The sequence below is a fragment of the Aureimonas sp. Leaf427 genome (assembly GCF_001425485.1).
Taxonomy (GTDB): Bacteria; Pseudomonadota; Alphaproteobacteria; order Rhizobiales; family Rhizobiaceae; genus Plantimonas.
On sequence record NZ_LMQW01000051.1, the window covers coordinates 339,644 to 364,028 of the forward strand.

Here is a 24,385-nt window from a genome sequence, read left to right on the forward strand (position 1 = left end):
GAGACCGATGAAGACGCCCATTCTCGAAATGCGTGGCATCACGAAGACCTTTCCCGGCGTCCGTGCGCTCGACAACGTCAATCTCGCGGTCCACGAGGCCGAGATCCACGCGATCTGCGGCGAGAACGGCGCAGGCAAGTCGACCCTCATGAAGGTCCTGTCCGGCGTCTATCCCGCCGGCTCCTACGAGGGCGAGATCCGCTACGAGGACGAGGTCCGCCACTTCAAGAGCATTTCCGATTCCGAGAAGATCGGCATCGTCATCATCCACCAGGAGCTGGCGCTCGTGCCGCTCCTCTCGATCGCCGAGAACATGTTCCTCGGCAACGAGGTGCAGACCTGGGGCGTGATCGACTGGGACGCGGCGCATGCCCGCACGTCCGAGCTGCTCGCCAAGGTCGGCCTTTTCGAGGCGCCGACCGCGCTGATCAAGGATCTGGGCGTCGGCAAGCAGCAACTCGTCGAGATCGCGAAGGCGCTCGCCAAGCGCGTGAAGCTCCTCATCCTCGACGAGCCGACCGCCAGCCTGAACGAGACCGACAGCCAGGCGCTTCTCGACCTCCTCCTGGAGTTCAAGCGCCAGGGCATCGCCTCCATCATCATCTCGCACAAGCTGAACGAGATCTCCCGCGTCGCCGACAAGATCACCGTCATCCGCGACGGCGCCACGGTCTCCACGCTGGACTGCCGCGCCGAGCCGATCTCGGAAGACCGCATCATCCGCGACATGGTCGGCCGGAGCCTCGAAGACCGCTATCCGCCGCGCGAGCCGAAGATCGGCGAGGTCTTCTTCGAGGTGAAGGGCTGGAACGCCTTCCACCACCTGAACGCCCAGCGCCAGGTGATCAAGGACGTCTCCTTCAACGTACGCAAGGGCGAGATCGTCGGCATTGCCGGCCTGATGGGCGCCGGGCGCACCGAGCTGGCGATGAGCGTCTTCGGCAAGTCCTACGGGCGCAACGTCTCGGGCGAAGTGCGCATGCACGGCAAGCCGATCGACGTCTCCACGATCTCCAAGGCGATCGACAACGGCATCGCCTACGTCACGGAGGACCGCAAGCATTACGGCCTCGTGCTCGACGACGACATCCGCCAGAACATCTCGCTCGCCAATCTGGAGGGCATCTCCAAGGGCGGCATCATCGACAACGAGCGCGAGCGCGAGGTGGCCGAGAGCTTCCGCGAGAAGCTGCGCATCCGCTGCTCCGGCATCTTCCAGAAGACGCTGAACCTCTCCGGCGGCAACCAGCAGAAGGTCGTCCTGTCGAAGTGGCTCTTCTCCGAGCCCGAGCTTCTGATCCTCGACGAGCCGACGCGCGGCATCGATGTCGGCGCGAAGTTCGAAATCTATTCCATCATCAACAAGCTGGCCGACGAGGGCCGGGGCATCGTGGTCATCTCCTCCGAGATGCCCGAGCTTCTGGGCATGTGCGACCGGATCTACGTCATGAACGAGGGCCGCTTCGTGGCTGAAATGCCGGCCTACGAGGCGAGCCAGGAAAAGATCATGCGCGCGATCATCCGGGCCGGACAGGACGCCGCGACGCAACCTGCGGGAGGGAACGCGCAATGAGCATCAAGACGATCGACGAGAAGGCGCCGGCCGGCGAGCCGAAAGGCGGCTTCGACCTGTCCTTCTTCAAGGGCCACATCCGCGAATACGGCATGCTGATCGCGCTCGTCGTGATCATGGCCTTCTTCCAGATCATGACGGGCGGCTTCCTGGACGGCGTCCTGATGAAGCCGGTCAACCTCACCAACCTCGTCCTCCAGAACAGCTACATCGTCATCATGGCGATCGGCATGCTTCTCATCATCATCACCGGCCATATCGACCTCTCGGTCGGCTCGATCGCCGGCTTCATCGGCGGTCTCGGCGCCGTCCTGATGGTGCAGCAGGGCATGGACGGCTTCTCGGCCGCCGCGATCTGCCTCTTCGTCGGCGGCGTCATCGGTGCGGTCCAGGGCTATCTCGTCGCCTATTTCAAGGTGCCGTCCTTCATCGTGACGCTGGCGGGCATGCTCGTCTTCCGCGGTCTGACGCTGAAGGTGCTGGGCTCGGCCTCGGTCGGTCCCTTCCCGGAAACCTTCCAGCTTCTCTCCAAGGGCTTCATCCCGGACTTCGCGCCGGGCTTCGGGCTGCATCTGACGACGCTTCTGATCGGCGTCTTCGCCTCCGTGATGATCATCGTCCTGTCCATGCGCAAGCGTCAGAAGCAGGCGCGCTTCGGCAAGGCCGAGGAGCCGTTCGGCATGTTCGTCGGGCGCAATCTCTTCATCGCCGCCGCGATCATGCTGATCTCCTACCTGCTCGCGACCTATCGCGGCTTCCCGAACGTCCTCATCGTCATGGCGCTGCTGATCGCCGTCTATGGCTTCATGACGACCCGCACGACGATCGGCCGGCGCATCTACGCCGTAGGCGGCAACGAGAAGGCGGCCAAGCTGTCCGGCATCAAGACCGAGCGGCTGACCTTCTTCACCTTCGTGAACATGGGCGTGCTGGCCGCGCTCGCCGGCCTCATCTTCGCCGCCCGCCTGAACTCGGCGACGCCGAAGGCCGGCGTCGGCTTCGAGCTCGACGTCATCGCCGCCTGCTTCATCGGCGGCGCCTCGGCCTATGGCGGTGTCGGCAAGGTGATCGGCGCGGTCGTCGGCGCCTTCATCATGGGCGTCATGAACAACGGCATGTCGATCCTGGGCATCGGCATCGACGACCAGCAGGTCATCAAGGGCATCGTGCTGCTCGCAGCCGTCTGCTTCGACGTCTACAACCGCAACAAGGCCTGATCGCCCTTACTCCACGGCGATGCGTTCGACCTGCGGCGTCTCCTCCGGGAGGCGCCGTTTTTCGTCGAGGGCCGGGCGCTCCTCGTTCAGTTCCGGCTCGACGACCCCTTGCGTCTCCATCCAGTTGGCGATGGCCCACCACATGACCGCCCAGGCGGAGCCGGCGACCCAGCCGGCCGCGACGTCGGTCGGCCAGTGGACGCCGAGATAGACGCGGCTGAACCCGACGGCGAGCGTGATGAGGATCGCCACCGTGAAGACGTAGATCTTCATCGCCCGGCGCGGCTGGACGCGCGCGATCAGCGTCGCGAGCGTCAGATAGGTGACCGAGGAGACCATGGCATGGCCGCTCGGAAAGCTCGTCGTGTAGACGATCGAGCCGTGCGGCACGAGCTCCGGGCGAGGGCGGCTGAAGCCGTGTTTCAGCAGTGAGGACATGAGAAACCCGCCGCCGATCGCCGCGATCACCACCCACATGGAGCGCTTGTTGCCCTGAAGGCGCAGGAAGAGCGCGACCGCGATCGTCAGGAGCGTCAGGATGCCGGTGCCGCCGAGCGCGGTGAAGTCGCGCACCAGCTCTCGCAGCCAGCCCGGCCCGTAGGGATTGGCCGGGTCCGCCGCGTCGCGCAGCGAGAGCAGGAGCCAGGTGTCGAAGGCGTGGGTCTCGCCCTCCATGACCTCGCCGGCCAGGGCGACGAAACCCCAGATCGCCGCGCAGACGACGATGGCCCCGAAGACGGTCGGGCCGGTGAGGGGATGGCGGGGGGAGCGGAACGGGGCGGTGATGTTCATGTCTCGCTAAACGGGACGACGCGCTTCAGTTTCAAGAGCGCCTCCCGCAAGAAGAAGCATCCGCCCGCCTTTTTGATCGCTGGACCGACGCCGTGTTCGTCTGCATCTTTCGTTTGGCTCGAAGGCGCGCCTCCATGCCCATCGAGCTGATGATGTTTGAGGGGATCACGAGCATGCAGACCTTCGGCCAGTACGACGCCCTTCTCGTCATCGACGTTCAGAACGATTTCTGCCCGGGCGGCGCGCTGGCCGTGCCCGGAGGGGACGAGGTCGTGCCGATCGTCAACCGGCTGGCCGCCCGGATCGCCAATGTCGTGGCGACGCAGGACTGGCATCCGAAGGGCCACGTCTCCTTCGCCTCGACGCACGGTCTCCAGCCCTTCCAGACGATCGAGCTGCCCTACGGCACGCAGGTCCTCTGGCCCGATCATTGCGTGCAAGGGAGCGCAGGCGCCGAGTTCCACCCCGGTCTTCGGCTGCCGCATGCGCAGGCGGTCATTCGCAAAGGCTATCGGCCGGAGATCGACAGCTATTCCGGGCTCGTGGAGGCCGATCGGACGACGCCGACCGGGCTCGGCGGCTATCTCACCGAACGCGGCATTCGCCGCGTCTTCGTCGCGGGCCTCGCGCTCGACTTCTGCGTCGCCTGGACCGCGCTGGACGCGCGCCGGCACGGGCTGGACGTGGTTCTGATCGAGGATGCCTGCCGGGCGATCGATCTCGACGGCTCGCGCGAACGGGCGCTGAACGACATGCAGGCGGCGGGCGTCGTGCGGGCCCTCTCGGACGAACTGCTCGCCTGAGAAGCGCCGTTACCAGCCCATCGTGCCCGGCGGTCCCTTGAAGGGGCCGACGACGCCGCTCGTGATCCAGCCGCCGTAGAAGCCGCCCTCCTGGGGCACGACGCGCTCGCCGTCGACGAAACAGGCATCGACCCGCGAGGCGTAGAAGGCGATGTGATCCCTGGCCGCCTCGAAATCCGGGGTCGGCCTCGGATAGGACCAGCCCGCTTCCTGCGAGATCTGCGCGCCGAGGACGAGGTCGTGATAGACCGCGCCGCCCTTCCACTCGCACAGAGTTCGGCGGGAGGCCGGGACGAGCAGCGACAGGTCGACGTCCTCGGGCGGAAAATAATAGGCGGGCGGATGGCTCGCCTCGATCGCGCGAAACCCGCCGCGCGTTTCCGCAACGACGCGGCCGCAGAACTCGACCCTCAGATGCCGGGTGTTCGCTTCCAGCCGCGCGGGCCGCGGAAAATCCCAGACGCTCTCCTGTCCGGGGCCGATCGGGTCGCGATGGGGATGCTGAGCCATGGCTTCCAAACTGGCGCGCGCCCGTGAAATGGCGAGCGCAGGAAAGCTCAGTGATTCAAGTTTCGCGCCGGCCATATCCAAGTCGGCCGGACGTCCTATGTCTCCCGACAAGAAGCGAGCGAAGCCGGAGAGTTAGCGTTGGATATCGTCACGTCAGAAAATCTGCGCAGGGCGCTACCGCTCTTCACGGCGCTCGCCATCGGCGTTCTCGTCCTGTGCATCTCGTCGATCCTCTATCTCGGGCGCGAGATTTTCGTGCCCTTCGCGCTCGCCATTCTCCTCAGCTTCGCCCTCGCGCCGATCGTCAACGGGCTCCAGCGCTTCGCGGTGCCCCAGAGCGTCGCGATCATCGGCGCGGTGACGGTCGCGATCGTCGCCATCGTCTTCGTCGGCTTCGTCATCGCCAACCAGCTCGCGACGCTCGCCACCGACCTTCCGACCTATCGCATCACGATGCAGGAGAAGATCCAGGGCCTCTCCGATCCGACCGAGGGCAACGGCGCCATGGCGCGGGCCGCGCGCACGATCCAGGAGCTGATGGGCGACTTCGAGACGCTCGGCGGCAGCCAGACCCTCCAGTCGGCAGCCGAGGCGAAGCCGATGCTGGTGGAGATCGCGACGCCTGCCAACAAGCTGGAGACTGTTTCCTCCATCGTCTCGCCGCTGCTTCATCCGCTGGCGACCGTCGGCATCGTGCTCGTCTTCGCCTGTTTCATCCTCGCCCAGCGCGAGGATCTTCGAAACCGCTTCATCCGCCTCGCCGGCACGGACGACCTTCAGCAGACGACCGGGGCCATCGACGACGCGGCGCGCCGCCTCAGCCGGCTTCTCCTGACGCAGCTCCTCGTCAACACCGTGTTCGGCGTCGTCATCGGCACGGGGCTCTGGCTGATCGGCGTGCCGAGCCCGTATCTCTGGGGCATTCTCGCCGGCATCCTGCGCTTCGTTCCCTATATCGGCGCCTTCGTCGGCGCGGCGCTGCCGCTGGCTCTCGCCTTCGCCGTCGATCCCGGCTGGTCGATGGTGATCTATGTCGCGCTGCTCTTCGTCGTCGTGGAGCCGGTGCTGGGCCACGTCATCGAGCCGCTTCTCTACGGCCACACGAGCGGCCTTTCGCCTCTGTCGGTGATCCTCGCGGCGGCGATCTGGGCCTTTCTCTGGGGTCCCGTCGGCCTCGTTCTGGCGACGCCGCTCACCATCTGCCTCGTCGTCCTCGGCCGCCACGTTCCGCGCCTCGCGACGATCGACGTTCTCTTCGGCGACCGCCCTGCGCTCTCGCCGCAGCAGATCTTCTACCAGCGCATGCTGGCCGGTGCCGTCCGCGAAGCCTCCGATCAGGCCCGAACCTTCCTGCGCGAGCGGGCGCTCGTCACCTATTACGACGAGATCGCGCTCGAGGGCCTGCGTCTGGCGCATGAGGATGTCGCGCGCTTTGCCGTTGCCGGCGAACGTCTCGATCTCCTGCGCTCCTCGACCTCGGAACTGGTCGAGCGGCTGGAGCGGGTGAAGAGCCCGCTGCCGAGCGGCGGCCAGCTGGACGCGGAAGCCGCCGCCGCGGTCGATGCGGCCGGTCCCGATCAGGCCGTCGCCCTCGTCGTGAAGCAGGCGAACGAGCTGGCTCCCGCCTTCCGCGGTTCGGCGCCGGTCGTCTGCGTCGCCGGCGTCAGCGAACTCGACGCGCCGCTGACCTCGATGCTCGCCCAGACCATCCGCAAGCACGGGCTCGGCGCGCGCATGGTGACGTGGAAGGAACTGGCCGAGCGCCAGCCGACGCGCGCCGATGCCGAAGGCGTCGCGCTCATCGTGCTTTCCTTCTTGGAGCCGCTCAGCACCGTGCACCTTCGCCAAGCCGTCCGCGCCGCTCACCGGATCGCGCCGAACGCGCGCATCGTCATCGGCATCTGGCGCGAACGCGACCCCGCCGCCCTCCAGCAGCTCCGCCGCCGCGTCCACGCCGACGTCATCGCCACGACCTTCACCATGGCGCTGAAGGCGGTGCTGGAGATTTCGAGCGATCCGGGCGTCGCGCAGATCGAGGCGACGGCAGGCGAGAAGAAGCAGCTCGCGGCGTAGGATATGTTGGCCGCCATTTGAAAGGATGGCCGCCAGACGTCGCCCCCCTCTGCCTACCGGCATCTTCCCCCTCAAGGGGGGAGATCAGGCCAATCGCAAACGTCGCAAGATAATGCTTAGCCGCTCAAGCTGCCGATCTCCCCCCTTGAGGGGGAGATGTCCGGTAGGACAGAGGGGGGCGCCTCGCGCAAGGTCTCGCCGAGTGAGCGCCAATCCTGCGATGTGCGCACCATCCTCCCCACTCAGCTCAGCTATTTTCCCCCGAACACTGTCCCGCACCAAGCCGGCGGCCATCGCTCCTGCGTCCACCACCTCCAAATCAAAAGGCCCGCCGTGTCTCCACGGCGGGCCTTCATCGTGATGCGACCGAGCGAACTCAGTCCTTGTGCGGCAGGTGCACCCGGTCGATCGCGGCGCGGGCGAAGGCTTCGGAGACGTGGGCGAAGGAGCGCTGGGCTTCCTCGTGACCATCGTCGCCGGCCACGGGCTCCAGGAGGAACACGAGGAAGGAGCGGCCGGTCGTCATGTAGTCGGTGCCGAATTCGAAGGGCACCAGCTCTTCGCGGGTCGGCAGGTTCGTGTCGATCACGCAGCGCCAGCGGACGCCGCCCGGCGCTTCCGGCAAGGTGAAGTTCACGACGTCATGATGCGCGTTCATGATGATCAGCATCGTCGCGTCCGTGCCGGGCCGGCGGATGCCGGTCGACTGGGCGCGGCCGTCGAGGAGAACGCCGAAGCAGCGCGCACCGGCGTCGCTCCAATGCTCCTCGTCGAACTCGGTGCCCGAGGGCGTCAGCCAGGACACGTCCTTGACGCCCAGTTCCTCGTCGTAATTGGCATGCAGGAACTTGCCCCGGCGCAGCATGGGCAGCGACTGGCGCAGCATGATGAGCTTCTGCACGAATTCCGCGAGGTCGCGGCCCTCGGGCGTCACGTCCCAATTGACCCAGCCGATCTCGTTGTCCTGCGCATAGGCGTTGTTGTTGCCGTTCTGCGTGCGGGCGAACTCGTCGCCGGCCAGGATCATCGGCGTGCCGCGCGAGAAGAGGAGCGTGGCGAAGAAGTTCCGCAGCTGGCGGAACCGCGTCTCGGTGATCTCCTTGTCCTCGGTCGGACCCTCTACGCCGTAATTGTTGGAGAGGTTGTGCGAGTGGCCGTCGCGATTGCCTTCGCCGTTCGCCTCGTTGTGCTTGTCGTTGTAGCAGACGAGATCGTGCATGGTGAAACCGTCATGCGCGGTGATGAAGTTCACCGACGCCCAGGGCTTGCGACCGCGCTTGTCGAAGATCTCCGCCGACGCGCTGAACTTGGAAGCGACCGCCGGGACCTTGCCCTCGTCGCCGCGCCAGTAGGACTTGATCGTGTCGCGATAGCCGTCGTTCCACTCGGCCCAGCCGGGCGGGAAGCGGCCGACCTGATAGCCGCCCGGACCGCAGTCCCAGGGCTCCGCGATCATCTTGACGCTGGCGAGGAGCGGGTCCTGCATGCAGGCGTGGAGGAAGGTGGACTCCTCGTTGAAGCCCGTCGGCTCGCGGGCGAGGATGGTCGCCAGATCGAAGCGGAAGCCGTCGACGCGCATCTCGCCGGCCCAGTAGCGCAGGCTGTCCGTCACGAGCTGCATGACGCGGGGATGGCTGGTGTTGACGGTGTTACCCGTGCCGGTGTCGTTAATGTAGTAGCGGTTGTTGTCCGGCATCAGGCGGTAGTAGGTGGCGTTGTCGATGCCCTTGAAGGAGAGCGTGGGTCCCAGCTCGTTGCCTTCCGCCGTGTGATTGTAGACGACGTCGAGGATGACCTCGATGCCTGCATGATGGAACTGCGAGACCATCTCCTTGAACTCGTTCACGAAGGGCGAGGAGCAATAGCGCTGGTCCGGCGCGAAGAAGCCGATCGTGTTGTAGCCCCAGTAGTTCCGGAGGCCCTTCTCGACGAGATAGCTGTCGTCGACGAAGGAATGGATCGGCAGAAGCTCGACCGAAGTGACGCCGAGGCTCTTGATGTAGGCGACGATCTCCGGGTTCATCATGCCCGCGAACGTGCCGCGATCCTCGGCCGAAACGGCGGGATGCATCTCCGTGAAACCCTTGACGTGGGTCTCGTAGAAGATCGTCCGTTCCCACGGAATGTTCGGCCTGCGCTCGCCGCCCCAGGTAAAAGCGGGATCGACGACGCGGCACTTCGGCACGAAGGCGGCGGAGTCGCGCTCGTCGAAGGAGAGGTCGGCATCCTTGTGGCCGATCGTGTAGCCGAACAGCGCGTGGTCCCACTTCACCTCGCCCACATGCTGGCGGGCATAGGGGTCGAGCAGCAGCTTGTTGTGGTTGAAGCGATGGCCGGCCTCAGGCTCGTAAGGGCCGTAGACGCGGTAGCCGTAGGTGAGGCCGGGACGGGCTTCCGGCAGATAGCCGTGGAAGATTTCGTTGGAATATTCCGGCAGCTCGATCCGTTCGAGTTCGGTCGTGCCGTCCTGATCGAAGATGCAGAGCTCGACCTTGGTGGCATTGGCCGAGAAGAGCGCGAAGTTGACGCCAAGACCGTCCCAGGTGGCGCCGCGCGGATAGGGGCGGCCTTCCTGGATGCGGGTGCGTTTCAAGCCGGGCTTCGGGAGCGCTGAAGATGCGGTGTTGGGAGATATGTGGATCGTCACCGGGAAATACGCCCTTGAAGGAGAAACGAGACGTCGAGGAAGTGTCGAAGGGGCGGACTCGTTCCCCTGCGTCCACTGAACGTTTTCGCAGTTGCGTCGTTGTCACACCGCAGGGCCCAGGGCCGGATCGGCCGGAAGGCGGCCCTGCCGACTTTTGCGCCGAGAGATCAGGGTGACGTCTTGAAAGTGTCCGATATCATGAGCCGGTTCGTGGAATTCGCCGGGCCGGGCGAGAGCGCGACGGCGCTCGCCGAACTGATGGGCGATCTCGACGTCGGCGCCTTGCCCATCGGAACGCTGGAAGAGCCGCTCGGCGTCGTGACGGACCGCGACATTCTGTACCGGGTCGTCGCCAAGGGCCTCGATCCGAAGGAGACGGTCGCGAGCGACATTCTTTCCGCGCCGCTCGTCACCTGCGGCCCCGACGACGATCTCGACCGGGCGATGGACCTGATGGCGGTGAACCATGTGCGCCGCCTCGGCGTGCGTCGCGGGGAGGGGCCGCTCGTCGGCTGGGTCACCCTTTCCGACGTATCCCGTGTCCTCCTTCTGGAGACGCAGGCGGTGCCGGCGGCCTTGCGCGAACTCAACCCTGATAACGCCGCCTGAGGCTGGCGACGATCTCCTCGCCGAGCCCGAGGCGGGCCGCGAGATAAGCCAGATGATGCCGCCCGGTCGCCGTCGGGCGGCCAAGCGCGATCAGCGAGGCGGCATAGGCGTGGGACGAAAGCCCCGCCGCGACGATCTCGGGCAGAACGAGACTGAGCGCCCTCGGACGGATGAGCGCCTCGTCGAAGGCGGCGAGCAGAGTCTCGCTGGCCTGCGCCTCGACCATGCGCGATCGGACGGCCTGAGGCTGCGACGCCGTGCGGGGATCGGCGAGGATGGCGGTGGCCGCGACCTCCACCAGAAGCGCCGCGGCACCCGGCTCCAGGGACTGAAAGTTGAGGGCCAGCGGGTAGGACGTCTGGAATCGGTTCGCCAGATGGACGTTCAGCACCTTCGCCGAAAGGGTGCGCAGCAGGATGTCGCGCTGCCGGTCGCGTGGCCCCAGAACGGGCTCGCCGGCGCGCGAAGGCACCGGCGCTGCGTCCGTCTCGGACAGAGCCATCAGCTCCAGGACGGGCGCCTCGCCATCGCGCGGGCCCGTCTCGGCATTGTTCCGTCCGCGGAACCAGTCGAGCATCAGGCGACGGATTCGGTCGAGGCGGCGGCGGGCAGGAGCGCGTCGATCTGACCGAGCAGGCGCGAGAAATCCACCGGCTTGGCATGGTAGTCGTCGCAGCCGGCGGCCAGCGTCTTCTCGCGGTCGCCGGACATCGCATGCGCGGTGAGCGCGATGATCGGCATGCGCGGCAGCGAGGAGTCCGCCCGGATCGTGCGCGCGGCGGTCCAGCCGTCCATGACGGGAAGGTTCATGTCGAGAAGGATGATGTCGGGATTGGCCGCGCGGGCCTTGTCGACGCCGTCCTGCCCGTCATGCGCCAGAACGACGTCGTAGCCGCGCCGCTTCAGCCGCCGCGACAGGAAGTCCCAGATTTCCTCATGGTCCTCGACGAGGAGTATGCGTGTCATGCCCGTGGCTCCACTTTTGGCGTCGGCAGGTCGAGCGGAGGGTTGCCCACCACGCCGCGCTTCGCAATAACGCGGATCTCGCCAACTAGCTCCTTCAACGAAACATCGCTTTTGGCGAGAACCTGATCGGCGTCCGACTGCAGCCGGCGCCACTCGTCCGCTGTCAGATCCTTCGAGGTGAGGACGACGACGGGAATGTTCCGCCATTCGGGCTTGGCGCGCAGCTGGTCGAGGAATTCGAACCCGTCCATGACGGGCATGACGAGGTCGAGAAGGATCAGCGTCGGAATGCGTTCCGCCACGCGCTCGAGCCCGATGCGTCCGTTCGGCGCGGTGACGACCGGCACCTTCACCTCCTCGCGCGACATCATGGTGGCGAAGCGCGCGAGCGTGTCCGTATCGTCGTCGATCGCCAGGATCAGCCCTTCGCCATCCGCCTTGTAGCGCGACATCACCTCCTTCAGCTTGTCCCATTCGACGGGTTTTAGGAGATAGTCGGAGGCGCCAAGCGAGTAGCCGAGACTGTGTTCGTCGATGATCGTAACCATGATGACGGGCACGGCGCCGAGCACGGGATCGGCGCGGATCTCCGTCAGGACCGCCCAGCCGTCCATCCGTGGCATGGTGACGTCGAGGAGGATGACGTTCGGGCGGATCGCCCGCGCCATTTCGAGGCCCGACACGCCGTCCGATGCCGTGCGCACGGAGAAGCCCTCGCGGCTGAGGAAGCGCGTGAGGAGCTCGCGTGCGTTCGGATCGTCGTCGATGGCGAGAACGAGACCAGCCCCGCCGCCGTCGCCTTCGCCGGCCAGATGCAGGATCTCCTGCTCCTCGACCGTCTCCACCGCCTCGGCCGGAATGCGGATCGTGAAGACCGAGCCCTTGCCCTCCTGCGACCGCACGCCGATGTCGCCGCCGAGAAGCCGGCAGAAGGCGCGGGTGATGGCGAGGCCGAGGCCGGTGCCGCCGAACTTGCGCGTCGTCGAGGAATCCGCCTGCGTGAAGCGCTCGAAGAGCTTTTCGATCTGCTCCTGGCTCATGCCGATGCCGGTGTCCTCGACCTCGAAGCTCAGCCAGTCGCGACCGCCGTCCGACATGCGGCCGGCGCGCAGCGTGACGACGCCGTTCTCGGTGAACTTCGAGGCGTTGGAGAGTAGATTGATGAGGCACTGCCGGAGCTTGACCTGATCGGTATGGGCCTCGCCGAGATCGCCCTCGATGTCGATTTCGATGCGGTTGTTCTTCTTGGCCATGAGCGAGCCGACGGTGGACGTCACCTCGTCGAGGATCGTGCGGACCTCGATCGTCTCGGCATAGATCTCCATCCGCTCCGCCTCGATCTTGGAGAGGTCGAGCACGTTGTTGATGAGGCTGAGGAGGTGGCGTGCATTCCCCTCGATCTTGCGCAGGTCGGAGAGGAGATGCTCCTCGCCGAGATCCTCCACCTCTTCCTCCAGCATCTCGGCATAGCCGATGACGGCCGAAAGCGGCGTGCGAAGCTCGTGGCTCATATTGGCGATGAACTGGCTCTTGGCCCGGTTGGCCGCCTCGGCCGCTTCCTTGGCGGCTTCCAGCTCCTGCTCCGCCGCGCGCTGGCGCGTGACGTCCGTGTTCGTGCCGAACCAGCGCAGGATCCGGCCCTCGCCGTCGCGGATCGGGACGGCCTGCGAGAGGAACCAGCGAAAGGTGCCGTCGACGCCCTTCAGCGGGAACGTGTCCTCCCAGACGTCACCCTCGGCGATCTGGCGCTTGTACTTCTCCAGCACGCGGGACGCGTGGTCGGGATGATGGACCTTGGTCCAGCCCCAATCCTGCATCTCCTCCGGCGTCGTGCCGGTATAGTCGAACCAACGCTTGTTGTACCAGAAGATGTCGCCGGTCGGATCGGCCATCCAGGCAAGCTGGGGGATGTTGTCGGCGAGCGTGGTGAGCTGCCGTCCGGTCTCGCCGAGCTTCTCCTCGATGCGGCGAAGATCGGTCACGTCGGTATGCGTGCCGACCCATTCCGCCACCTCGCCGCGCTCGTCGAGGATCGGGACGGCCGTGACGCTCATGTTGCGCCATTCGCCGTCGGCCCGGCGCACGCGATGGTCCAGCTTGTAGGGCGTGCGGTTCTGGAGAGCGGCGGCCCAGAACTTGAACGTCGTGTCGCGGTCGTCGGGATGGACCTTCTCCAGCCAGCCGCTGCCCAGATGCTCGGCCTCGTTCTGGCCGGTGAACTGCATCCAGCCCTGCTGCGGCTTGACGAAGCGGCCGTTCGGCGGCGTCGTCCAGACGATCGAGGCGGTCGCGTCGATCAGCGTTCGGAAGCGCTCCTCGCTCTCCTCCAGCTGCCGCTCGGCGAGGATGCGCTGCGTCGTGTCGAGGACGACGAGCCCGACCGCCGGCCCGGACTTGACGCCCGACCATTCCACCGGAAAGGCCGCGACCAGCATGGAACGCTCGGTCTTGCCCGAGCCGGTCGCGGGGATGGTGACGTCGACATCGGACACGGTCGCGCCCTTCGCCAGAACGTCGGCGATGATCGGTTCGATGGAGCTCTGCTCGGAGCCGGCCGCGGACCAGGCGAGATTGCCTGTTCCGTCCGTCGCGAGCGCGTGGAACGGCGCGTTGGCCCGCAGGATCTTGCCGTCCTCGTCGAGGAAGCCGATGCCGACCGGGGCGTTTTCCAGAAGCCCGGTCATCAGCTTGATATTGGCCCGGTTCTCGCGCTGCCGCCGGAAGGCGAGGGCGGCGAGGATCAGGGCGGCGAGAACCGTCGCCGCGAAGGTCGCCGCCTGCATGGCCGAGGCGCGCTCGACCTCGGCCTGCTCGGCGCCGATGACGCCGTTCGCGGTGTTGATGATGGCATTGGCCTCGCCCCTCAGCGCATCCATCAGCCGCTTGCCCTCGCCCTGGCGCACCAGCTCCACGGCGGGATCGAAGCCCTGGCTGCGGCGCAGATCGACGACGCGGCCGCAATAGGCGATCTCCTCCCTGGCGATGCTCTGGAGCGCCAGGAGACGCTTCGGGTCCACCCCGCTTGCCTCCCCATGCTCGCCGATCGCGGCGACGTCGCGCTCGAACTCGGCAAGGCCCGTGTTGAAGGGTTCAAGGAAGGATTCCGAGCCGCTGAGCACATAGCCGCGCTGGCTGCTTTGGACGGTGGTGACGGAGGCGACGAGGCGCTGCACGTCGATGACCAGCGCCGACTGATGCGCGATCTCGGCCGTGCGGGTGCGGCTTTCCATCACGGTCCAGCCGAAGGCGCCGATCGCGACGAGGAGGAGAAGCCCCGTCAGCATGGTGCCTCTGCCGATCCCCTCGCGCTGGTCCTTGCGCCGGCGCTGGTCCTTGGAGGGATTGCCGGAACGGGACCGGGCACCATACTGCATTGCGAACACCTCTGTGAGCAGACCCAGTCCGGCCCGCGTTCGGAAGGTGGCGTCGTTCGAGATCGTGGGAAGGTTGCCGGGCCTGTTTTCCCGAACCTTTTTGCGCTCGGGCGCCCGCCTTTGCGAACGAGCGTCCGGCATGTCCGCCGACCTTCGCGAGTTCCAAAGCCCATGACCCTCGACCAAGCTCTCGCCTTCGGCCTGGTGATCCTGACCGTCGCGGGCTTCGTCTGGGGGAGGCTCCCCTACGACCTGATCGCCATCGCCTCGCTGCTCGCCGGGATCGTGCTCGGGCTCGTTCCGATCGACAAGGCGTTCTCCGGCTTCTCCGACGACGTGGTGGTGATCGTCGCCGCAGCGCTCATCATCTCGACGGCGGTCGCCCGGTCCGGCTTCGTCGAGACGATCATGCGACCGCTCATGCCCTACATGAAGACCGCCCGGACGCAGGTTCCGATCCTCGTCGGCGCCACGATGCTCATGTCGATGGTGACGAAGAACATCGGCGCGCTCGCCATCTTCATGCCGGTCGCCTCGCAGGTCGCCAAGCGCTCGGGCACCTCGATCTCGCGCTTCCTAATGCCCATGTCCTTCGCCTCGCTGATCGGCGGCCTCGTGACGCTCGTCGGCACGTCGCCGAACATCATCGTCTCGAAGATCCGCATGGACGTCTCGGGCGAGCCCTTCCGTATGTTCGACTATGCGCCGGTCGGCTTCGGCATCGCGCTCTGCGGCTTCGTCTTTCTCTCGCTCGCTTCGGGCCTCCTGCCGAAGCGGAAGCCAGCGAGTTCCCTCGGCGCCTCCTTCGCACTCGACGCCTACACGGCGGAGGCGACGGTCAGCGAGACCTCGGCCGCCGCCGGGCGGACGGTCGCCGAAATCCAGCGCATGGCGGATGACGAGATCACCATCCGCTGGGTGCTCCGCGAGCGCTTCCGCCGTCTCGTCCCCGCGCCCGACCTCAAGGTCGAGGTCGGCGACATTCTTCTGATCGGCGGCGATCCCGAGGATCTCGAGCGCGCCGTGTCGCTTGCCGGCCTCCACCTTTCCGCCGATCTCCAGACCGAGCACGACGTGGAGAGCGAGACGGTCGTCGAGGGCGTCGTCTCCGCCGGCTCGCCGGTCGTGGACCAGACGCCGGGACGGCTCGGGCTGGAAGAGAAGCACGGCGTCTCGCTGCTGGCGGTCAGCCGCGGCGGATGGCCGATCAGCCAGCGCCTCGCTTCGCTGCGCCTTCGCGTCGGCGATGTCGTCGTCTTGAAAGGCACCGTCGAAAGCGTGCCGGACGCGCTGGGAGCCCTGAAGATCCTGCCGCTCGCCGAGCGCCAGATCGTGCTGGGGCGCAACCGGCGGAGTTGGGTGCCGATCGCGGTCCTCGCCGTCGCCATGCTGCTGACGGCGCTCGGACTCGCCAATGCCACGATGGCCTTCTTCGGCGCGGCGGTGGTGCTGCTCCTTCTGCGCGTGATGAGCATGAACGACGCCTATCACACGGTGGAAGCCTCGGTGATCGTGCTGCTCGCAGCTCTCATTCCCGTCAGCGAGGCGATCCAGACGACGGGCGGAACCGATCTCATCGCGGTCTGGCTGTCGCCCGTGCTGCACGGATTGCCGCCGATCGGCTCGCTCGCGGTCGTCATCCTGATCGCGATGGCGATCACGCCGTTCCTGAACAATGCGGCGACGGTGCTGGTCATGGCCCCGATCGCCGCCTCGGTCGCGCAGAAGCTCGGGCTGAGCACCGATGCGTTCCTGATGGGCGTGGCGCTCGGCGCGGCCTGCGATTTCCTGACGCCGATCGGCCACCAGTGCAACACGATCGTCATGGCGCCCGGCGGCTATCGGTTCGGCGACTACTGGCGCCTCGGCCTGCCGCTCTCGGTCATCGTCGTCGTCGTCGGAACGCCGCTCATCGCCTATTTCTGGCCGCTGGGCGGGTGAGTCCGCCCAGCGGCATCGGCATCAAAGCCGCGCGAGGATTTCGGTCTTCTTGGCCGAAAATTCCGCCTCGGTGAGAATGCCCTCGTCGCGCAGGGCCGCGAGCCGGCGTAGAAGATCGATCGGATCGCCGCTGCCTTGGGACCGATCCCGGGAGTGGGAGGGCACCGAGGTCAGTTCGTTACGGCCGGGCGTGGGTGATGATCCAACGGGCGAAGCAGGCCCGGCCTGCCGCTTCGCCCGGACGTCGTCTTGCGAATCCCCGTCGCCGACCTTCTTCAGGTCTTCGACGCGGACGGAGCCCGAGCGGGTCGAGAAGCGCATCGAGCTGTCGCCGCCCTGCTGCTGCGAAGCGCCCTCGATCCGCTCGTCGCCGGTGTCGTAGACGGTGACATGCCCGCCGTCGTCGATCGCGAGGCGCTGCTTGTCGGGGAAGACGGCATAGCGAGAATTGTTCTGCGAACCCGTCGAGGACGGGGTGCCGAGATCTCCCGGCCACCACGACCCGCCCGACGACGACGAGGAGGACGAAGACGACGAGTGGGAGGACGAGGACGGTTTCGACAAGGACGATTCCTGCGCCTCGTCGCCGATCTTGCCCGACTGGACGGCGTCGGACAGATCCCGCGCGAGGTCGCCGACGCGCGCCTTCAGATCGCCGTTGTTCATATCGCCGATCATCATCATGCCGCCCTTGGACCACTGGCCCATGCCGCCGAGATCGGGGTGGTTGAACTGCGCCATGCTGCCGCCCGAGCGCTTCAGCGCCTCGGCGAGGACCTTGGCGGCCTCCGGCTTGAAGCCGTGGCGCTCGGCGATGTCGGCGATCGCGCGATCGCCGTCGCCGGATGGTGAGGAGGTCATTTCGTATCCCTTCGATGCTGGAACGGGTTGCCGCCTTGAACTCTCAAGCCTACGGCCTGTTCCGCCGCATCTCGTCCAAACGCATCGGCATCGCGTCGATGATCGAGAAGACCGCCTCCGGGCTCGCCGGCCGCTTCGCCTGCCATTTGGTGCCGCCGTCCTTGCCGACGAGGAGCACGGTGAAACCTGCCTCCGGCGCCACGTTCCGGCTCCGGCGAAGCGCCGCAGCCTCGTAGGCATCGGCCGGTCCGCCCACGAGGACGCGCGTCTTCCCGGCGGCGGGAACGAGGAGGACGAGGAGATCGCGCTCCTCGAAGGCGTTCGGTCCTGCGGCGTCGAGGAGCCTGGACTGTTCGGCGAGGGCGGGGTCGCTCGCGTTTGAGAAGACGAGCAGCACGCGCTTCGATGCGTCGAGTCTATCGTCCGGCGCGGCCATCGCTTCCGTCGTCATCAGTAACGCTGCCAGGGTCGCCAGCCAGATGCGTTTCATCGTCCACGATCCTCCAGAAGCGGCCGACGTAACGGAACGACCAAAGAGCCCCCCGAACGAGCTGCCGATCCCCGTTTTCGAAAGCATCGCAACATTAAAGTCTTAGGCTGCATGAAAGAAAGCGGAAAGAGATTTCAGTCAACGTCGCAAAAATGGGGTTGGGGAAAATCAGATGCCTGTCACGTCGACCTATGGCGAATCGAGAACTTCGGCGATTCGCTGGCTTTCCGACGTCGGCGCCGAAGTGCCTCTCGAATTGCGGGCGCGTCTGCAGGCCACTCCCTTCGCCACGAAAGTGCCCTTGGTCATGGGCGCGATCAACAGCCTGACCATCACCTTGGTCGCCGCGTATCGCCTGAACAGCTCCCTGCTCGTCGGTTTCGCGATCCTGGAATGCCTGCTGCTCGCCGTGCGGCTCCGGCTGACGAGGCGATACGACAAGCCGGCCGATCCGCTCTTCGCGATGGGACTGGTCTGGGCCGCTCTGCAGGCCGCGACCATCTGGGTCATTGTCCTTTCCGGCGATCTGGTCAGCATGATCATCGTTCTCGGCACGAGCCTGGCGGTGATCGGCGGCATCGTCGCCCGCAACTTCGCAACGCCACGCTATGCCTTCGCGCAGGTCATGATCATCGACCTGACCTTCAAAACGGCCTTTCTGTTCAGCCACCCCTCCTTCATGCCCTTGATCTTCGTGCAGGCGGTTCTCTTCGCGGCCTACAACCTGTCGATCCTCAAGCAGCATCGGCAGATGGCGCTGAAGGCGCTGAAGGCCGAGATCGTCAGCCGCGAGCAGGCCGTCATCGATCCGTTGACGCAGCTCCTCAATCGGCGCGGGCTGGCCGAGGAGGCGGATCGACTGGCGAAGAAGCACCCCTCGCTCGTCCTCTTCTACATCGACCTCGACGGCTTCAAGAACGTCAACGACCGTCTCGGACATGCCGCCGGCGACAGCCTCCTGCAGGAGGTCGGCCTTCGGTTGAAAGAACTCTTCGGAGCGCAGGCGGCCGTGAGCCGGCTGGGAGGCGACGAGTTTCTGATCCTCGGCTCCTTCGTCGGCGACGACGAAATCCGCGCTTGCGGCGCCCGAATCATCCACTCTCTTTCCGTTCCCTATTCCATCGAAGGTAACAGCCTCGCCCTGATCGGAGCCAGCGTCGGAGCGGCCAAGTGGAGCGAGTGTAGCGGAACGCTTGAAAGCTGTATGGCCGCAGCCGACGGGGCCCTCTACCGTGTCAAATCCAACGGAAAGGGTCGCGCGCTGCTCGCCGCCCCCAGCGTGCGCACGGACGATGAAGCCCGGGACACCGCGTCCGTCGCCGCCTGATCGCGACGGTTCGCAAGGTCAGTGGGGGGGGGGGAAGCCGATGCGCCTCTCTCGCCCCCATTCCTTCCAGATTTTTGTCAGGTTCATTCTGAGCCGGATTCATCTGGATTTCGTCGTTTGTCGTTTCGGATAAGCGGGTCAGCTTATCGTCGACAAACTCTAAGCCTGTCGAATCGCGTCGAGAACCCTGCCGAGCAGCTCGTTTCCCGCGTCGGTCAGACGCCCCCGCGCTCCCTCCGCCTCGATGAGGCCGGCCGAGGACAGCTCCTCCACCCCCTCGTGATCGGCCTTGTGGCCCTTGCCGTCGTCGAGCACGACCTCGCGCACGACTTCGCCGCTGGTGAGGCTATGATAGGCGGCGAAGGCGAGGATGGAGCGGGCTTTGTCGCTGAGGTCTGCCATGTCGTCGATCTCCTGGTTGTGACAGGCAAACGGCGGGCATGGCGCTTCGATCCGGCCGCATTGTCGCAGCCCTCTCATCTCTGCGAACCGTCAGCTCTTCCAGTGCGTCTCGTCCGGCATCGGGCCGAAGCCGTGAGCCCTCAGCCGGTAGCCGGCAGCCGGCGTCAGACGGGAAGGGCCATCTCCACCTCACGGCTCCGCCGCAGTTCACTCATCCAGACCGGCATGCGCGGCTCGTGACGGATCTGATACCCGTAGTGGCGGCGCAGCGCCTCGACGAGCCGGCCCCCGCGGTCGAGCTTCTCGTCGGCGAAACCGATCATCACGGAGTTCGGCCAAGCTTTCGGGCGGATGTCGCGCAGGCGGTGGAACAGCTCGTCCTCGCCGGCCTCCGGGTCGCCCTGCGCCATCAGCGTGACCATGGCTGCCGTCGAGCGCGAAATGCCCATGTGGCAATGGACGAGGAGATGGCCGGACGCGCCTTCGCGCGCATCCGCGTCGAGCTCGGCCCCGAAGCGCAGGATCGCGTCCAGATGCTCCGGCGCGGGCATGACCTGGCCGGGATAGGGGTCGATGATGTCGTGGAACTCCAGAAGCGTGCGCCGATGGTCGCCATAGGATCGGAAGGCTTCGAGCTCGGGCAAGCCGGGATCGACGATGGAGAGGACATGCGTCACGCCGGCCGTTCCATGGCTCGGCAGTTCCTCGATGCCGCAGATCGTGCGGGTGGAAATGGTGAGCGTCTTCATCGGTCGAGGTCCCCGTTCCGCAAATCGCCCGCCGCTATACCGCCGCTGGCCGCCCCCGACAACGCTTGGGCCCGGCCAAGGCGAGGGCGCCTCGTCCCGTTTCCGCGCGAAACGCGATCGGCATGGTTCGTACAAGCCTCTTGCCTCAGGGAAGAGCGATGGCCCGTCGTTCTGGAAGCGGAGATGAGATGCGTAAGGTGATGTTGAGCCTGGCGATGCTGTCGCTGCTTTCGTCCGGCGGCTGCACGACCGCCTACAACCAGCGCCAGTTCGCCCTGCGCACCGATGCCGAGATCTGCTCGCGCTACGGCGTCGATCGGAAGTCGCAGGTCTATCTGGACTGCATGGCGGCCCAGGAGCATCGCCGCGACGTCGCGACCGCCCGGCACACCGGTCTGGTCGGAGAGGGCACGGAGGCCATTGCCGGCCCGGTCTACTGACGACGCTCGGACGATGGATCCGAGCAGGGCGCCCAGGGGAAATCCGCCGGCTGGCCATGCCGCTCGCCGAAGCTCCGGGCTCGAGCCATGCAGCTGATGCACGCCTGATCGGCGGGGAGAAGATATCGAAAACGGGTCGGCCTGCCATGCACAACCAGCGCTACTGAAGGAAGGGCAGGGCGCGTATGTAGAGCTTGTCGAAACGAACAGAGCCGCTCCCACCGACGAGGAGCGCTGAAGGATCACCAAGATGAGCATCTCCCGCACCCTGAAGTCCTGGCGCCAGTATCGCAGCACCGTTTCGGAGCTGAACAGCCTTTCGGCCCGCGAACTCTCCGACCTCGGCATTTCGCGCTCGGATATCCCGGCCGTGGCCCGCCAGGCCACCCGCTAAATTCTAAGCTTCGCTCCGGCCGATCTCCTCCCCGAGGCCGAAGCGCAGACGTTCGACGGCATCCTCCTCCCAGCCGTAGGACTTCAAGACACGACGCCCGCCGGTCCTCCCCCGGCGGGCGTCGTCGTTTTTGGGGGTCAGACCTGACCGCGGAACGAGCCGCCGTCGCCCGCGGGGGCCTCGCCGGTCGCTCGCTTTCTCGAAGAAGTCGCCTTGCCTTCGGCAACGAATTCGGAGGACACCTCTTTTCCTTCGAGACGCGGAAGAGGGGATCGCCATGACGATGCGTGAGCCAAGGCAATCGGCCGGAATGCGGCTTCGGGCCCACGGTCTCAAGATGGCCGCGACACTCGTCGCGCTTCTCTCGTCGGGGGCTGCGGCCATGGCGGCCGACTGCCGGGCAGATCCCGAGCCCGGTTTGGACTGGGGCGGCTGCAACCGAAGCAACATCATGATCCCCGGCTCCAATCTCGAAAAGGCCGATCTGCGCGGGGCCGATTTCAGCCTCAGCGATCTCAGCGGCGCCGTCCTGGCCGGCGCCAACGCGCAAGGCGCGAAACTCGCGCGCACGTCGCTTGCCGGCGCCATCGCCGATGCCGCCGACTTCACGCAGATCGAGGGCTACCGGACCAACTTTTCCGGCCTTTCCGCCAAGGGCGCGTCCTTCGACGGCGCCGAGCTCCAGCGCGCCAACTTCAACGGCGCCGTCCTGACAGGAGCGAGCTTCGAGAAGGCCGAACTCGGGCGCGCCGATTTCACCGGCGCGATCCTCGGCGAAAACGGCTTCGCCTTCGCCAACCTTGCCCGCGCGAGCTTCAAGAACGCCCGGATCGAGAGCCCGCTGGATTTCTCCCGCGCCTATATGTTCCTCACCCGGATCGAAGGCGCGGACCTTTCGGCGGCCAAGGGCCTGACCCAGCCGCAGATCGACCTCGCCTGCGGCGACGAGGCGACCAAGCTCCCCACGGGCCTCAACCCGCCCGCGAACTGGCCGTGTCCGTTCGACTGATCGCGAAGGCCGCACCCTTCTCGCCGCCGCTTTGATCGCAGGCCTCGGACCATTCGTCGGCAGCTTGGCGAGCGGGGCCTGCCTGGACACAGCTTTGCAGCAGTGACCGGCATCGAAGTCTCGGTCTCGCCTCCTTGGAGGTGGGGAACGCTCGCGGCTCCTCACACCTTATTTGGCGGAGGTGTTGCGAGAAGTGGGAATGAGCGAGATGGCGAACTGGCAGAGGCGTGCGGTCCTGAAGGGTCTTGTCGGGGGCATCGTCGCAGGCGCCACTCTCGACCGAGCCCACGCTGCGCCGACGGTCGATGCCGAACGGGCGGCGCTCGAGACGATCCTCGACCCGTCAGCCGAGATGAAGACGCTCTTCACGGGCGGCCGATGGCTGGAGGGTCCCTGCTACCTGCCGGACCTCGAGAGCCTCGTGTTCAGCGACGTGAAGACGAACCGCATGTGGCGGCTCGGCGACGACGGATCGACCGAGACGTTTCGAGATCCGTCCGAAAATGCCAACGGCAATGTTCTCGACGGGGAAGGGCGCCTCGTGACATGCGAGCACCGGCGACGCCAGGTGGTTCGCCAGGAGCCGGACGGCTCGATCACGGTTCTGGCCGACCGCTATGACGGCAAGCGCCTGAACTCGCCGAACGACGCCGTCCTCGCGCCCGACGGCGCGATCTGGTTCACCGATCCGACCTACGGCATCACGCAACCCGAGGAGGGCATTCCGGCCGAACCCGAACAGTCTGCCCGGCGCGTCTACCGCATCGACCCGTCCGGTCGACTCGACGCCAAGACGGATACGCTCCGCCAGCCCAACGGCATCGCCATCTCGGCGGATGGCCGGACCCTCTATGTCAGCGAGACCGGCGGAGACGCCACCGCGCCGAACGGCATCGTCCGCTTCACGATCGGCGACGATGGAGCCCTGGCCGACAGGCAAGTCTTCGCCCTCTACGACAAGGGCGTGCCGGACGGCCTGGCGCTCGACATCGAGGGCCGGCTCTACGCCGGATCCATCGATGGCGTGCGCATCTTCGACGAAGCCGGGCGACCTTTCGGCCTGATCCCCACGCCCAAACCCGCCGCCAACCTCGCCTTCGGCGGCCCCGACGGCCGCCGACTGTTCGTCACGGCCACCGACTCGGTCCACGCGATCGACCTGAAGGTGCCCGGCATCGAGTGGCGGAAGCGGTAAGCAAGCGCATCAGAGCCGCGGCTACACCTGCAACCGCCTCGCCTCGCGCGGGGCGGGGGGCAATTCCAGCTTGGTTGAATCCCGGTGCTATGACATTGCGAAAGGAAAGCCACGCGCCCGCCGCGGACCTTGTGCTCTTAAGCTTCCAGCAGAGATCGAAGACTTCGACGGAAGTCGTTCAAGCGATTCCCTGTCTGCCCGCGCCAGTGTGTATCGCCCATCCGTCTGGGAATGGTGTCGGCGCAAGGAAGGTGTCGCGTCACTGAATGGCGCGCCTTGAACCCCCCGATCCCTCCAAAGCCGCCGAACCGGCAGACGTCGCAAGACCGAGCAAAATCCACATCAGAGCGGCAGATCGCGCAGCTGAAATCTGGCGAGTTGGTCTGGCGAAATGGAGCGACGGAAAAATGTTTGGCGCGGCGGGTGAACGACGTCAAAGAACAGCACCGGTGCGTCCGTGGAGATGCGATATCGAGCACGCCGATAGAACATTTGGACGACACGAAACGAGACTGGTGCCCAGGGACGGAGTCGAACCGCCGACACTGCGATTTTCAGTCGCATGCTCTACCAACTGAGCTACCTGGGCGCCGTTGCGATGGCGACATTGTCGCCGAGACCGGCGAGCGGCCCCTGCAAGGTGTGGCGCTTATAGAATCCGAAAATGGCTCTGTCCACCCCATTCGAAGCGCTAAAAGACGCTTTCGTGAACCTGCTCTCGAACCTTGTCCCGAGCTGCACAAAGCTGGCCAAGTCCGCTTGCGCTCCCCCCTCCTGTGTGGCAGAAGGCACCCGCGTTCAGCGACCGGCTGCGGTAGCTCAGTGGTAGAGCACTCCATTGGTAATGGAGAGGTCGAGAGTTCAATCCTCTCTCGCAGCACCATCCTTTTCAGGGCCTTGGACTTGTCGGCTCATCAGCTGCTGACTGTTCCCAGACTGAAGCCCTCGGTCGGTTCCCATCCTCCTGACCGCTCAAAAGCGACACCCGACGGCTTTCGGCCCCGGTGCGCCTT

21 protein-coding genes and 2 tRNA genes are annotated in these 24,385 nt (G+C 66.1%); 12 read left to right on the top strand and 11 right to left on the bottom strand.

Features of this window, described 5'->3' with window-relative positions:
• Positions 1-7: 7 nt before the first annotated feature.
• Both mmsA and mmsB read left to right on the top strand, forming a co-directional pair.
• On the top strand, positions 8-1,573 hold the full coding sequence (gene mmsA, locus ASG62_RS22325; RefSeq protein ID WP_056690599.1) for a multiple monosaccharide ABC transporter ATP-binding protein: 1,566 nt from the start codon (positions 8-10) through the stop codon (positions 1,571-1,573).
• Positions 1,570-2,790 carry a multiple monosaccharide ABC transporter permease gene (gene mmsB, locus ASG62_RS22330; protein ID WP_056690601.1) on the top strand — a complete coding sequence of 407 codons (1,221 nt, stop codon included), beginning with the start codon at positions 1,570-1,572 and terminating at the stop codon, positions 2,788-2,790. Before mmsA ends, mmsB begins: the two co-directional genes overlap by 4 nt.
• Before the next feature lie 6 nt (positions 2,791-2,796).
• On the opposite strand, the gene ASG62_RS22335 is transcribed toward mmsB, so the two are convergent.
• A complete protein-coding gene (locus ASG62_RS22335; RefSeq protein WP_082536995.1) occupies positions 2,797-3,582 on the bottom strand; it encodes a phosphatase PAP2 family protein in 786 nt (261 codons plus the stop codon).
• A 134-nt stretch (positions 3,583-3,716) separates the two neighbouring features.
• Between ASG62_RS22335 and pncA the strand changes: the two genes are divergently transcribed.
• Positions 3,717-4,385: a bifunctional nicotinamidase/pyrazinamidase gene (gene pncA, locus ASG62_RS22340; RefSeq protein ID WP_244487476.1), complete on the top strand. Its 669-nt coding sequence runs from the start codon at positions 3,717-3,719 to the stop codon at positions 4,383-4,385.
• A 9-nt stretch (positions 4,386-4,394) separates the two neighbouring features.
• Here pncA and ASG62_RS22345 read toward each other — a convergent pair whose 3' ends face one another.
• A complete protein-coding gene (locus ASG62_RS22345; protein WP_056690602.1) occupies positions 4,395-4,895 on the bottom strand; it encodes a DUF427 domain-containing protein in 501 nt (166 codons plus the stop codon).
• A 138-nt stretch (positions 4,896-5,033) separates the two neighbouring features.
• On the opposite strand from ASG62_RS22345, the gene ASG62_RS22350 reads away from it, so the two are divergent.
• Positions 5,034-6,968 (top strand): AI-2E family transporter, encoded by a 1,935-nt coding sequence (locus ASG62_RS22350; protein ID WP_056690603.1) that lies wholly within the window; start codon positions 5,034-5,036, stop codon positions 6,966-6,968.
• Positions 6,969-7,344: 376 nt separating this feature from the next.
• Here the strand turns inward: ASG62_RS22350 and glgX are convergent, their stop codons facing one another.
• Entirely contained in the window at positions 7,345-9,561 is a 2,217-nt protein-coding gene (gene glgX, locus ASG62_RS22355) for a glycogen debranching protein GlgX (RefSeq protein ID WP_244487477.1), read from the bottom strand.
• Positions 9,562-9,813: 252 nt separating this feature from the next.
• Between glgX and ASG62_RS22360 the strand changes: the two genes are divergently transcribed.
• Entirely contained in the window at positions 9,814-10,224 is a 411-nt protein-coding gene (locus ASG62_RS22360; protein ID WP_244487478.1) for a CBS domain-containing protein, read from the top strand.
• Here ASG62_RS22360 and ASG62_RS22365 read toward each other — a convergent pair.
• From ASG62_RS22365 to ASG62_RS22375, 3 genes are read right to left on the bottom strand one after another with little or no spacing between them, the layout of a single operon-like run.
• A complete protein-coding gene (locus ASG62_RS22365) occupies positions 10,202-10,801 on the bottom strand; it encodes a hypothetical protein (RefSeq protein WP_056690609.1) in 600 nt (199 codons plus the stop codon). The two genes, ASG62_RS22360 and ASG62_RS22365, sit on opposite strands and share 23 nt — an antisense overlap.
• Entirely contained in the window at positions 10,801-11,190 is a 390-nt protein-coding gene (locus ASG62_RS22370; protein ID WP_056690612.1) for a response regulator, read from the bottom strand. Before ASG62_RS22370 ends, ASG62_RS22365 begins: the two co-directional genes overlap by 1 nt.
• On the bottom strand, positions 11,187-14,564 hold the full coding sequence (locus tag ASG62_RS22375) for a response regulator (RefSeq protein WP_162245991.1): 3,378 nt from the start codon (positions 14,562-14,564) through the stop codon (positions 11,187-11,189). Before ASG62_RS22375 ends, ASG62_RS22370 begins: the two co-directional genes overlap by 4 nt.
• Positions 14,565-14,735: 171 nt before the next feature.
• Between ASG62_RS22375 and ASG62_RS22380 the strand changes: the two genes are divergently transcribed.
• Positions 14,736-16,505 carry an SLC13 family permease gene (locus ASG62_RS22380; protein WP_056690618.1) on the top strand — a complete coding sequence of 590 codons (1,770 nt, stop codon included), beginning with the start codon at positions 14,736-14,738 and terminating at the stop codon, positions 16,503-16,505.
• Positions 16,506-16,526: 21 nt separating this feature from the next.
• Here ASG62_RS22380 and ASG62_RS22385 read toward each other — a convergent pair whose 3' ends face one another.
• On the bottom strand, positions 16,527-17,366 hold the full coding sequence (locus tag ASG62_RS22385; protein ID WP_056690621.1) for an SHOCT domain-containing protein: 840 nt from the start codon (positions 17,364-17,366) through the stop codon (positions 16,527-16,529).
• A gap of 49 nt (positions 17,367-17,415) precedes the next feature.
• The gene (locus ASG62_RS22390) at positions 17,416-17,856 is read right to left on the bottom strand and encodes a DUF4174 domain-containing protein (protein ID WP_056690624.1); all 441 of its coding nucleotides are present in this window, start codon (positions 17,854-17,856) and stop codon (positions 17,416-17,418) included.
• 172 nt (positions 17,857-18,028) lie between these two features.
• Between ASG62_RS22390 and ASG62_RS22395 the strand changes: the two genes are divergently transcribed.
• Positions 18,029-19,183, top strand: coding sequence for a sensor domain-containing diguanylate cyclase (locus ASG62_RS22395; protein WP_056690627.1), 1,155 nt, complete (start codon positions 18,029-18,031; stop codon positions 19,181-19,183).
• 159 nt (positions 19,184-19,342) lie between these two features.
• On the opposite strand, the gene ASG62_RS22400 is transcribed toward ASG62_RS22395, so the two are convergent.
• Together ASG62_RS22400 and ASG62_RS22405 are read right to left on the bottom strand one after the other, a co-directional pair.
• Positions 19,343-19,585, bottom strand: a complete 243-nt coding sequence (locus ASG62_RS22400) for a hypothetical protein (RefSeq protein ID WP_056690630.1) — start codon at positions 19,583-19,585, stop codon at positions 19,343-19,345.
• Positions 19,586-19,749: 164 nt separating this feature from the next.
• A complete protein-coding gene (locus ASG62_RS22405; protein ID WP_056690631.1) occupies positions 19,750-20,334 on the bottom strand; it encodes a tyrosine phosphatase family protein in 585 nt (194 codons plus the stop codon).
• A 188-nt stretch (positions 20,335-20,522) separates the two neighbouring features.
• Here ASG62_RS22405 and ASG62_RS22410 point away from each other — a divergent pair, with 188 nt between their 5' ends.
• The 4 genes from ASG62_RS22410 (at position 20,523) to ASG62_RS22420 (ending at position 23,372) form a co-directional block, all read left to right on the top strand.
• Positions 20,523-20,774 carry a hypothetical protein gene (locus tag ASG62_RS22410; protein ID WP_156382313.1) on the top strand — a complete coding sequence of 84 codons (252 nt, stop codon included), beginning with the start codon at positions 20,523-20,525 and terminating at the stop codon, positions 20,772-20,774.
• Between the two features lie 250 nt (positions 20,775-21,024).
• The gene (locus ASG62_RS26000; RefSeq protein ID WP_082536997.1) at positions 21,025-21,168 is read left to right on the top strand and encodes a DUF1127 domain-containing protein; all 144 of its coding nucleotides are present in this window, start codon (positions 21,025-21,027) and stop codon (positions 21,166-21,168) included.
• A gap of 337 nt (positions 21,169-21,505) precedes the next feature.
• Entirely contained in the window at positions 21,506-22,177 is a 672-nt protein-coding gene (locus ASG62_RS22415; protein WP_244487479.1) for a pentapeptide repeat-containing protein, read from the top strand.
• A gap of 199 nt (positions 22,178-22,376) precedes the next feature.
• On the top strand, positions 22,377-23,372 hold the full coding sequence (locus tag ASG62_RS22420) for an SMP-30/gluconolactonase/LRE family protein (RefSeq protein WP_056690640.1): 996 nt from the start codon (positions 22,377-22,379) through the stop codon (positions 23,370-23,372).
• 513 nt (positions 23,373-23,885) lie between these two features.
• On the opposite strand, the gene ASG62_RS22425 is transcribed toward ASG62_RS22420, so the two are convergent.
• Positions 23,886-23,961: transfer RNA gene (locus ASG62_RS22425), tRNA-Phe, on the bottom strand.
• 219 nt (positions 23,962-24,180) lie between these two features.
• Between ASG62_RS22425 and ASG62_RS22430 the strand changes: the two genes are divergently transcribed.
• A tRNA-Thr gene (locus ASG62_RS22430) sits at positions 24,181-24,255 on the top strand.
• Positions 24,256-24,385 lie beyond the last annotated feature (130 nt).

Coding starts and splice junctions, on each gene's coding strand:
- mmsA (WP_056690599.1), top strand. CDS start 8: ATGAAGACGCCCATTCTCGAAATGCGTGGCATCACGAAGACCTTTCCC.
- mmsB (WP_056690601.1), top strand. CDS start 1,570: ATGAGCATCAAGACGATCGACGAGAAGGCGCCGGCCGGCGAGCCGAAA.
- ASG62_RS22335 (WP_082536995.1), bottom strand. CDS start 3,582: ATGAACATCACCGCCCCGTTCCGCTCCCCCCGCCATCCCCTCACCGGC.
- pncA (WP_244487476.1), top strand. CDS start 3,717: ATGCCCATCGAGCTGATGATGTTTGAGGGGATCACGAGCATGCAGACC.
- ASG62_RS22345 (WP_056690602.1), bottom strand. CDS start 4,895: ATGGCTCAGCATCCCCATCGCGACCCGATCGGCCCCGGACAGGAGAGC.
- ASG62_RS22360 (WP_244487478.1), top strand. CDS start 9,814: ATGAGCCGGTTCGTGGAATTCGCCGGGCCGGGCGAGAGCGCGACGGCG.
- ASG62_RS22365 (WP_056690609.1), bottom strand. CDS start 10,801: ATGCTCGACTGGTTCCGCGGACGGAACAATGCCGAGACGGGCCCGCGC.
- ASG62_RS22370 (WP_056690612.1), bottom strand. CDS start 11,190: ATGACACGCATACTCCTCGTCGAGGACCATGAGGAAATCTGGGACTTC.
- ASG62_RS22375 (WP_162245991.1), bottom strand. CDS start 14,564: ATGCAGTATGGTGCCCGGTCCCGTTCCGGCAATCCCTCCAAGGACCAG.
- ASG62_RS22380 (WP_056690618.1), top strand. CDS start 14,736: ATGACCCTCGACCAAGCTCTCGCCTTCGGCCTGGTGATCCTGACCGTC.
- ASG62_RS22385 (WP_056690621.1), bottom strand. CDS start 17,366: ATGACCTCCTCACCATCCGGCGACGGCGATCGCGCGATCGCCGACATC.
- ASG62_RS22390 (WP_056690624.1), bottom strand. CDS start 17,856: ATGAAACGCATCTGGCTGGCGACCCTGGCAGCGTTACTGATGACGACG.
- ASG62_RS22395 (WP_056690627.1), top strand. CDS start 18,029: ATGCCTGTCACGTCGACCTATGGCGAATCGAGAACTTCGGCGATTCGC.
- ASG62_RS22400 (WP_056690630.1), bottom strand. CDS start 19,585: ATGGCAGACCTCAGCGACAAAGCCCGCTCCATCCTCGCCTTCGCCGCC.
- ASG62_RS22405 (WP_056690631.1), bottom strand. CDS start 20,334: ATGAAGACGCTCACCATTTCCACCCGCACGATCTGCGGCATCGAGGAA.
- ASG62_RS22410 (WP_156382313.1), top strand. CDS start 20,523: ATGCGTAAGGTGATGTTGAGCCTGGCGATGCTGTCGCTGCTTTCGTCC.
- ASG62_RS26000 (WP_082536997.1), top strand. CDS start 21,025: ATGAGCATCTCCCGCACCCTGAAGTCCTGGCGCCAGTATCGCAGCACC.
- ASG62_RS22415 (WP_244487479.1), top strand. CDS start 21,506: ATGGCCGCGACACTCGTCGCGCTTCTCTCGTCGGGGGCTGCGGCCATG.
- ASG62_RS22420 (WP_056690640.1), top strand. CDS start 22,377: ATGAGCGAGATGGCGAACTGGCAGAGGCGTGCGGTCCTGAAGGGTCTT.